Annotated in this window: 10 protein-coding genes; 3 read left to right on the plus strand and 7 right to left on the minus strand. The window is 57.6% G+C overall.

Annotation, left to right across the window (positions count from 1 at the left end):
* Positions 1-81: 81 nt before the first annotated feature.
* Positions 82-387 carry a hypothetical protein gene (locus AC3WTE_RS31260; RefSeq protein ID WP_492443416.1) on the plus strand — a complete coding sequence of 102 codons (306 nt, stop codon included), beginning with the start codon at positions 82-84 and terminating at the stop codon, positions 385-387.
* Here the strand turns inward: AC3WTE_RS31260 and AC3WTE_RS31265 are convergent.
* Complete coding sequence (locus AC3WTE_RS31265; RefSeq protein WP_492443418.1) at positions 346-1,548, minus strand: recombinase family protein; 1,203 nt, start codon at positions 1,546-1,548, stop codon at positions 346-348. The two genes, AC3WTE_RS31260 and AC3WTE_RS31265, sit on opposite strands and share 42 nt — an antisense overlap.
* Entirely contained in the window at positions 1,545-2,126 is a 582-nt protein-coding gene (locus AC3WTE_RS31270) for a uracil-DNA glycosylase (protein WP_492443420.1), read from the minus strand. Before AC3WTE_RS31270 ends, AC3WTE_RS31265 begins: the two co-directional genes overlap by 4 nt.
* A gap of 237 nt (positions 2,127-2,363) precedes the next feature.
* Between AC3WTE_RS31270 and AC3WTE_RS31275 the strand changes: the two genes are divergently transcribed.
* Positions 2,364-2,714: a histone-like nucleoid-structuring protein Lsr2 gene (locus AC3WTE_RS31275; protein ID WP_492443422.1), complete on the plus strand. Its 351-nt coding sequence runs from the start codon at positions 2,364-2,366 to the stop codon at positions 2,712-2,714.
* A gap of 340 nt (positions 2,715-3,054) precedes the next feature.
* Here the strand turns inward: AC3WTE_RS31275 and AC3WTE_RS31280 are convergent, their stop codons facing one another.
* Positions 3,055-4,761, minus strand: coding sequence for a hypothetical protein (locus AC3WTE_RS31280; protein ID WP_492443423.1), 1,707 nt, complete (start codon positions 4,759-4,761; stop codon positions 3,055-3,057).
* A gap of 360 nt (positions 4,762-5,121) precedes the next feature.
* Entirely contained in the window at positions 5,122-5,670 is a 549-nt protein-coding gene (locus AC3WTE_RS31285) for a hypothetical protein (RefSeq protein ID WP_492443424.1), read from the minus strand.
* Between the two features lie 270 nt (positions 5,671-5,940).
* On the opposite strand from AC3WTE_RS31285, the gene AC3WTE_RS31290 reads away from it, so the two are divergent.
* A complete protein-coding gene (locus AC3WTE_RS31290; RefSeq protein WP_492443426.1) occupies positions 5,941-6,486 on the plus strand; it encodes a hypothetical protein in 546 nt (181 codons plus the stop codon).
* A gap of 412 nt (positions 6,487-6,898) precedes the next feature.
* Here the strand turns inward: AC3WTE_RS31290 and AC3WTE_RS31295 are convergent, their stop codons facing one another.
* The 3 genes from AC3WTE_RS31295 to AC3WTE_RS31305 all read right to left on the minus strand — a co-directional run.
* Complete coding sequence (locus tag AC3WTE_RS31295) at positions 6,899-7,192, minus strand: DUF3892 domain-containing protein (RefSeq protein WP_492443436.1); 294 nt, start codon at positions 7,190-7,192, stop codon at positions 6,899-6,901.
* A gap of 256 nt (positions 7,193-7,448) precedes the next feature.
* Positions 7,449-8,396 (minus strand): hypothetical protein, encoded by a 948-nt coding sequence (locus AC3WTE_RS31300; protein WP_492443428.1) that lies wholly within the window; start codon positions 8,394-8,396, stop codon positions 7,449-7,451.
* A gap of 327 nt (positions 8,397-8,723) precedes the next feature.
* Positions 8,724-8,913 (minus strand): hypothetical protein (locus AC3WTE_RS31305; protein ID WP_492443430.1); only part of this gene is annotated, 190 nt, incomplete at its 5' end.

The raw sequence follows: 8,913 nt of genomic DNA on the forward strand, positions 1-8,913 counted from the left end.
GGCCGATGACGGCAGCGAATTGGTAGCCGTAGGTGCAGTGCGCGCCTGTCCTCTGGCCAGTTCGTACACGCGTTCAGCTTGGTGAAGTTCGTCGAACAACAACGTCTTGCGATCGTGAACGACTTCAAGATCGTCAACAAGGAATCGATCGTAGAACGTTTGATTGAGGTGCCGTCGAATGTCGTTTGGCATTCGCTCGTACAGCAACTGCGGCTCTTCTGCGAGGGAGAGTGCATCCTGCAACGCTTGGGCGCCGGCCGTCAGATCGTTGCCGACCGTTGCCAGCCCAGCCTCAACTCGTGCTCGCTCCATCTTGAGAGCATTGAGTTTGGATCGAATCTTGTCTCACGGCATCGCATCGTCGGCCGCGAGATCGATGAGTCGTGATTCCTTCTTGTCGATCTGCGCGAGCTGTCGCGTCAATCCGGCGTGAAGCTCTCTCGTACCCGCTTGGCTGTCGCCTATCGCATCCTCGATGCGACTGCGCATGTCGGTGATAAAGCCAGTCGACAGTTGCAGCGTTGTGTAGTGCTGAACAATCGCCTCTTCGACCAGCTCAACTCGCAAATGCGGAAGGTCACACAATCCCTCCTGTCTGCCGCGGCAGACGAAGTAGGCGTAGCGCTTGCCGCTGTGACCGCTGACCTCCATGAAAATGAGTCGAGCGGTACGACCTGCCTTGTGACAGCGGTCGCAGAACAGCGAACCTTTCAGGTAGTGGCTGTGTATCCGGTCCCGCTGACCACAGGCGCTTCGCGCATTCAGCACGTCTTGGACGCGGTCGAAAAGCTGTTGGGTGACGATGGGTTCGTGCCGCCCTGTGTACATCTCACCCTTGTAGACTACGAAGCCGCAGTAGTCGGGGTCGCTGAGCATCTGATGCAGTTTGGAAGCCGCGACGGGGGTGCCTTTCGCGGTTCGCTGTGTTGGTCGAGCCGTGAGCCCAATGTCCGCCATGGTGGCTTCGAGGCGTTCGATGCTGTATTCGCCTGTCGCATACAGTTCCCACGCCTTTCGCACGAGCGGTGCGCGCTCTTCGTCAAGTGCGATTGTGTTGATGAGCCATCCTTCGTGCTCGACGCGGACGTTCCTGTACCCCAACTTGGCAAGTGAGACGGTGCCGCCAGCCTTCGCCTTGTTGAACATCTTTGTTTGCACACCGAGGCCTTGGAGGGTGTTCTGCAGGCCGTTCATGATGTCGAGCATGCCCTCCATCGCCACGGCGGTCGGTCCTTCACCGAAGTCTTCTTTAGCCGACACCAGGCGGATGCCGAGTTTCTTGAGCTGTACCTGGACCGTTGCAGCGTCGAAGTGGTTGCGAAAGGCGCGTGACCGCATGTAGACGATGACGTACTTGATGTTTGGGTGTTCGTGGACGAATGCCAAAAGCTCTTTGAAGACGGGACGTACGTCGAGAGTCTTGGCTGAGTGACCGGGTTCGATGAACTCCTTCTCTATCGTCGCGCCCAAACTGTCGGCCTTGCTGGTCTGCTCCGGTCGCCGAACTTGACCTGACGGACCCGTCCTTTGGCTTGATGCGGCGCTCACTTCTCGTTGATGACGGTGGCGACACGTCGGTACGCGGCGTGCTGTTTGTCGAGTCGGGCTTGGCGTTCGACGGGGTCGGCGGTCCAAAGTGCCTGGCGTCCTGGGTGAATGCTCTCGACGGCCTCAATGCCTCGCTGATGCGCGAGCGAGGGGTGCTGCTTGAGGAGGCGTCGCCACGCGTCGACTGCGTGAGTGCCCTGCAGCAGGACCACCCGACAGTCCGGTGCAAGATTGAGCACGCTGTAGAGCACTTCAGCGCCGGCCGTGAGTTCGGTCGCATTCGGTGCCCGGTGGATGTACCAGGGGTAGGCATTCCAGGGGAGTACCTGCCGCGCTGAAATACCATGCTGCTCAAAGAGTTCAAGTTGACGCTCGGCAGTTGGGTCGTCGTTCTCGATGCAAAGAAAACCTGAGCCGCCCGTAGCCTCCTGGGTTTTCGGTCCTGGGTCGCGAAGTACGGAAATGACCAGCGCGTCGATGCCGGCGTGCATCGGGGCGACCTCGGGAAGCCAGCGGCCGGCATCGGGGTCCTGCAGGTCAGCGACGAGTTGGTTGATCGGCGCGATGTGCGGGTCCATCCGGTGGTCCTGCTGATCCTGCCGAAACGCTGCTTCCTTCATCCGTCGTGCCATCAGGCGAGCATAAGCAACCGCGCCGACAACTAAGGGGAAAAAGCTTGGAGAGCGATAGTTGCCCCATCGCGGACTAATCGACAGGACCTATTTGTGATATCACCGGCGGTGACAATCCAGATTCTTAGTTTTCTCCGGTTACTATCGTGTGGATAGTTAGTTACGACCGATTAGGAGTGTTAGATGGCCGAGCGTGTTCTTCGTCAACTGATTGACGATATTAGTGGCGCTGACATTCCGGAGGGTGCTGGTGAGCGGGTCGCATTCTCGCTGCGTGGCGTCGACTACCAGATCGACTTGTCGGAGGCGAATGTGGCGAAGCTGGACAAGGCGCTGAAGCCATACGTTGAGGCCGCCACGAAGGTCGGTGGCCGTCGGCGAGGCGGAAAAGCGAAGTCTGCCAGCGCGAACGGTGCGTCTTCCAAAGAGCAGCTGGTCGCGATCCGTGAATGGGCTCGCAAGAAGGGGTACGAGGTGTCCGACCGCGGTCGGATTAAAGCTGAGATCGTCGAGGCATATGAAGCGGCCCAATAGCTGCCGGGCATCGGTTAGCGACCTAGGCGTTTCAATGAGTGATAGTGCGGACTGGTCGCAGCACCTCCACATCGAGGTTCGCTAAGTACTGGTGAATGGGACGCTGTACGCCCAGTCAGAGTGTTAGCGCGTCTCAGCGGCCCCGCGTCGGACATCTCGTACTGGAGACGCGCTGACGGTGAGGTGTATTCAGTATTGCCCAGTACCGCTTCGTCCCGATCCAGATTCTCCTGCCACTTGCCGGGCTGGGCGAACGGTGACGTGAGCCTTATTGGATACTGACCACCATCCAGATCCACGAGATACGCCGACGGCAGGTGTTTGTGCTCTGGGTGTGGGATCAGCTTGTGGAGCTCTTCAGCTTCGTATGCGGGCCGAAATACCCGACGTGAACATGCGCAGTCTCGGCGTCGAGGTGGAAGTAGATACGAGGAGCATGCTCGCCGTTCGTGTCGAACTTGAGGTGTTTGTCCATGTAGATTTTGCCCGACGGATCGACTTCGGGAGCCACTGGAAACGTCCGGATTTCGGGGTGATTGCTAACGGATTCTGACTCCCGCATAGCGAGTGAGGTTTTCGTTGCACGCCATTTCCAGGGGTGGTCGGTGTTCTGACACCAGGTCCAGAATGAGTCGGTGTTCCCTGGTCGTGCCATCGCTTCCGCGTAACCATGGAGTGCGCGAAAGCCTTGCCATGCGTTGGCGGCAATGGCTGTGGACGCATTCGCAGAGTCGAGCTTCGCTAGGTCGGCAGGATCGACAGCGTTGTCGTGAATCGTTAGGCGGTCACTGAGGAACTGACGAGCGAACGCAACGGCTTCCGAGGCGCTAGCGGCCTCAGTCGGGATGACTGCTGAATACGCGGCCGCTGTCCCCATGAACCCGTCGCCGCGGTCGAGACTCGAAAGCTGTTGTCTTAAGTAGTCGACATGCCTCGACTGGAAGTCATTGTCTGCGCGCAGCTTGTTCAGCGTCTCCGTTGCGATCTCGGCGTCGATTGCCTGTCCGTCAATTTGTTCGCTGAGTAGCTTGACTTGTTCCCGAAGCTCGATGATATCCCGCTTGCGATCCTCGGACTCCTCGATCGCCAAGTGGTAGAGCGCTTCAAAGTCGTCACCAGCAACGGCGTGATCCAGGATTTCTTTTGCCTGGTCAAAGCTAGCTGGCGGCCGTTGCACAGCAGAAACCGGAGCCAACGCGCGGGCGATGATTTGTGCTGCGGCATCGCGTTGCTGCGTGTAGCGGCTCGCGAGAACGTACCTGTGCCTGCCTGCATCGTTTGAAACAGCTGGGTCCACGTCGCGCATATAGATGCGGAAGGCGCCGCCCCAAAGCCCATGCGGCTCACCGAGGGCATCCGTGAGGGCCGCAGCCGCATCGGCGTCAATCACGGCAACGCGGCCAATTCCGGCAATTCTGTTGCTGACACGACCCACGATGTCGTCGAGTGTGTATGGAGCGGTCGCCGCCAGGTGACGATAAAGCTCAGGAGTATCTGCGAAGACTGCTATCGGCAGCTTCCTGTCCATAGATGTAATCAGCTCGGCGAGGGATTCGCCCTCACTGGCGCCGTAGTAGCGCAGAATCTCAGTATCAATCGGGATGCCATTGATGTGGGCCGGGCGTGAAGCGGCCAATAGAGACCGGACAATCTTCGGCGCCGCGGGGGAGAGGCTTCGTGGATCAATGTCGTCGCCGACCGCAGCAATGTCGATCCACACCCACCCAACAACCGAGCCCGGCCGGCCGTCTGATTCAGTCTTCCAGCACCTGATTTTGGTCTCCCAACGCGATCCGCCATGATTGCGCGTTTCGATCAACGAGGTTCTCAGGACCTCCATAGTGTTGTCCGCGTCGACGTGACCTTTACCGTGCTCAATCACGATTTCAACCGTGTCCGGACTGGCGGCGTACTGAGTGTGGCCGTCCAAATCTTCAATCTTGAGAGACGGATACTTGTCCTTGGCCCATGCAATGAACTGAGCTCGGACCATCTCGATTAATTGAGTGTCGTCGTCTTGCCAGAGTGCTCGATAGACCAGGCTCACCTGTACCCCCTATTGCCGAGCCGTAGCTATCGTGTCTAAGGTACGACGCAGCAACTTGCGTATGGTGTTTTTGGCGTGATCACCGGCCCAGCGGTTCGGCAAATCGAACAGTTCGGTATCGCTGTGTGGCTGTGACCGTCGTGGACGTCGCCGAGAAACTGGGTTTGGCCGATGAACACCGGTAGGCCCCAATGGATCGTGATCCGGATCGCCACCGATGGCATCAGCGGGCAGTTCGCCCATGCAACTGCCCCATCTGAACACTGCCCGGTGTAAATCACATTCGTGTGTCGCTGATGCGCCTGTCGAAACGGCCGTCATACGGCTGGACCGGCTTCCTGCGGCGTAAGTGATCGAACGCTACTTGGCGTCACCAACAGTGGCGTCTGGGCTACGCGAGGAGTATGCGCTGGCGTCGGCGGCCTGTGCGAGGCGCTGCGTTTCGTCGAGCGCCTTTCGGAAGTTTGCAATCAAATTCGCGCCCGCGGCGTTCATTCGTGCCGCAGCCAGCACGCTCGCTCCATCGCGCCCTAGAGGGAGAAGGCCCGTCAACGTGTCCTGCGCCTTATCGACGTCAGCGCGGCACGACTCGACCCAGAGCACCATATAGCGGTTGTCACATACGAGTCTTAGGAGTCTGCGGAGTTCGATGTCCGCGCTGGAAGGCTCTTCGGCGGCCATTGCGTCTTCGACGCTTCTGAGCACTGCGAAGGTTGGGGCGGCGGCGGCCCGGCTGATCAGGTCCTCAAGCCTTCGCCGCGCAGCTTCGCCGCGGTCTCGCTTTTCAGTTTCTTCCTTCTCGCGCCGATCTCGCCGCCTGGTTACGGCGGTGTATGTGAGTGCTGCGGAGGCGAGCGTGATGCTGATCGCGCCCATGGCGGCAGAAAACAGCGAGGTTGTTATGACCATGTCAACAGTCCTACCCCGCCGACCGGAGATTGTCGCAACTCGACACATCCAGGGAACACTAGTAATACGCCAGTGCCGTCCTTATTGGCAGCACGCGGGGTCAGAATGCGCTCGGTAGGCGGTGTGGTCCCTTAGTGTCCGCGCGTCCCCCTCGTTGATGAGCGGTGATGCGGACGCGGTTGGTAGATTCTGACTACCGGTTCGCGGGGGCTGACTGCCGGTCTGAGGGGGAATTACGAGATGTCTCGACACGGGAAGCCTGATTCGAGAATGTGGAATCTTCTGCGATCGTTCCAGCAGCACGCGGTGGTCACGATAGTGGTCCCGGTTGTGGTCGGTGTTTCAGCGGCTTTGGTTTATGGCGTCGCTTTTGGTGCAGATCAGGCGGTTGAGAACGAGCATCGTCTCCAATCTGATAAAGAGTTGAGTGACGCGCATTCGCCAGTCGCAAATTTCGTCGTAGATCGTACGCCGGGTTCATGGGCTTCGTGGCTGTCTGCGGAGCAGATCGACATCCCGCCAGGTCAAGTTCGAGGATACGGGAAGAACGGATTCCCTGGAGATGCCCGGGCGGAGTCTCCTGACATGCCCTACACGCATGACATGCAGACGTCACAGGTGGCTTCTAGCTTTGCGTTCACGCTTACCGGCGTCCGGAACAAGCCGGTGCGTATCACCAAAATTGAAGCGGTTGTCGACTCGCGTGAACCTTTACCGGAAGGCACTGTTTACTATGCCATTCCCCAAGGTGCGGTCGGACGCGAAGATTTCGCAATCGATTTTGGCTCTGACGACCTCGATGCCCGTGCAGAATGACGATGGTGTCCCGACCGCAACGCACTAGCTGGACCACAAGACGGTCACTCTCGCGAAAAATGAATCAATCGGATTCAACGTTGTGGCAGTTGCCCCGTTCTACGGCATCAATCTCACCTACCATCTAGAGATAACATTCGACGGCGGTACGAACCTAAAGATTTACGATACGGCGGGGCATTCGTTTCGAATTATGTCGTATCCAATGCGTGCCACAAGGGGTTACATAACCGTTAAAGACGGTCCCGATAATCCTGACAACACTAATTACGCAATCTATCCGTGCACGTGGCCTGACGAGTGCCAGCACCATGCTTTGGGCGACTGGCCGTATAAAACTTAGTCGTCGAGGCAGTGTTTGTGTGTCAACCGTTCGACCGTCGGTGGCATTAGGCGCATTCTGCTTACGTGATTAGTAGCGCGGTAGTGACAGTAGATTGTCTGACTTGTACTGATCGGGTAGCGTCTTGACGTACTGGACGCGCGGTCCGTCGACCGCCTGCAGCATTGCGTATCGTGTCCTGGCCTGGTTGAGGGCATAGCCCCGACCGCCTCCCTTAATGAAGTTGTACATCTGCTGACGTGTCGACCCCATCAATTGCCCCGTATCAGATGATGACGGGCTGGCAGCTTCGTACCAACGGAGCTTTGCGATATGTTCAAGATGCTCTGATCCCTCTAAATGTACTGCGACTATATGCCGCATGTTGTTATTCCTCTCTCGTGCTGCCGAGGCTTCTTTGATGTCGACGGCATCTAGTTGATTGTCGTTCCGTGCGAACTCTAGCCGCCCGGGGAGCTTGATGCAGTCGCTGTTGGCCGCGGTGGTTCCAGTATTGCTCAGGCGTAGCCTCAGCACCTGGTGTTGCCAAACCTATTCTCGGGGGCGTACAGATCAATCAGTGAGCTGGACGCAGGGTTCGTATAGCTGTTTCGAGCCACTATCCTGACTCTTGCCAGCGCTAGGCGCTGATCGTTGTCAGGGGCAAGTCCACGATGTTCTTGCTGCCCCATGAGTGAAGCGTGACCCGGCAAAGGTGTTTGACTTCCAGCCCCTTCCCGTCTGGCTGCAAGTCTGGATGCTCATCTAGCAGAAACCTGGCCGTAATCTCCTCTTCGGCGTAGCAACGTGCATACTGATCCGGACCACCAGCTGTGATCAAGAGCTGCTGAATCTTCGGTTTGTCGTGATCGGTCACCAGTTTGTTCAGTCGAGCGAACAGGCCACTCACGAAGTCGATGGATTGCATATTGAGTCGGACCTCAAAGCCTAAAGGCAGATAACGACTTTCAGCATCGGAGTAGCGTAGGTTGACGTAGAAGCCGGCTCCATTTTCCAGTGAGTAATCATTTTCAGGCCATTTGCCGATCAGGCGGTCGGGATTCCGTGTAATCCCGGCGCTCAGGTCAATCCATTCCTCACGGTCGTATGGGCAGGTACACATCGCTTCGAGCAACGATTCGATGATCGCTTCCCGGTCTTTCGGCCTGGGTGGAAGTGCGTCCATTGATTTGCTGAAGCGCACCGAAACCTCGCAGCCCCTAATTCTCGAAAAGTCTCGTTTCCCAGCGGAGCGCCGTAGCTTCTTCCGGAAGATTCGCATCATGTCTGCCGCCATCCTGCGATACGGGTCTGCGAACACGGCACAATCGAGCCCCCATGCGGTGCCGTTCGCTCCACTGACAAAGAAATCAGGCGGATCGCTGCCTTCAAGCGCGGTTTGGAACGGAAACCCGCCGCTCTGTCTGAAGTGGTCGCCACGGTAGCGATCGAGATGGAGGATCTCGATGTCTTGTTGCGACATGGGATTTGGCAGCCCGAGAATCTTATGTCCCGTCTCAGCTCCGGTCTGAATGTACTTCTCGCCGGTTTCCGTCGCGGTGGCAATGATGTACGGATCTGAAAGCACAGAGGAAAGGATATCGCTTCACGCCGGCGCGGCGATGACTTTAGGCAATAGCTCATTGCCGCAGCAGCTTTGGTTGATACTGTCTGTTGTCGGGTGTTCTCGTGGACCAATGTTGAGTCCTACACGCGCAAGCCTTATGTACAGTTTATGGAGCATTTCGAGCATCGGTGCAACACGGCTAGTTGATTCCGGCGTCAACATGGTGCGGAGAGACGGACGCCCGTTGCAACGCTACTTGTGCGCCGCGTGGCCCGGCTCAACTCCAGATCTAAGCTGTGCGACATCCTAAAGAGAGTTTTGAATAGAAAGCCCAAACGCAAGCAACGCTCACCCGTTAAAGCGCGAAATGTGCAGGTTGTTGATGATCTGCTGAAAGACCCGCCAGACTTTCACAAGCTTGCTAGAGCACTGATTCAGTGGGAAGTGCATCAAGCTGAGGAGAGCAATGATCAGAACCTGTGGATGAGCCTCGGTGTGGGGGCGTGAAAGTGGGCGCACCTTCCCGAGGATGATCTGA

It is taken from the genome of Mycobacterium sp. FW102-FHT13B02, from assembly GCF_058790275.1.

What these genes read in the sequence shown, in the direction of transcription:
- AC3WTE_RS31270 (WP_492443420.1), bottom strand. Translation starts at nt 2,126, where the DNA reads ATGGACCCGCACATCGCGCCGATCAACCAACTCGTCGCTGACCTGCAG.
- AC3WTE_RS31275 (WP_492443422.1), top strand. Translation starts at nt 2,364, where the DNA reads ATGGCCGAGCGTGTTCTTCGTCAACTGATTGACGATATTAGTGGCGCT.
- AC3WTE_RS31285 (WP_492443424.1), bottom strand. Translation starts at nt 5,670, where the DNA reads ATGGTCATAACAACCTCGCTGTTTTCTGCCGCCATGGGCGCGATCAGC.
- AC3WTE_RS31290 (WP_492443426.1), top strand. Translation starts at nt 5,941, where the DNA reads ATGTGGAATCTTCTGCGATCGTTCCAGCAGCACGCGGTGGTCACGATA.
- AC3WTE_RS31295 (WP_492443436.1), bottom strand. Translation starts at nt 7,192, where the DNA reads ATGCGGCATATAGTCGCAGTACATTTAGAGGGATCAGAGCATCTTGAA.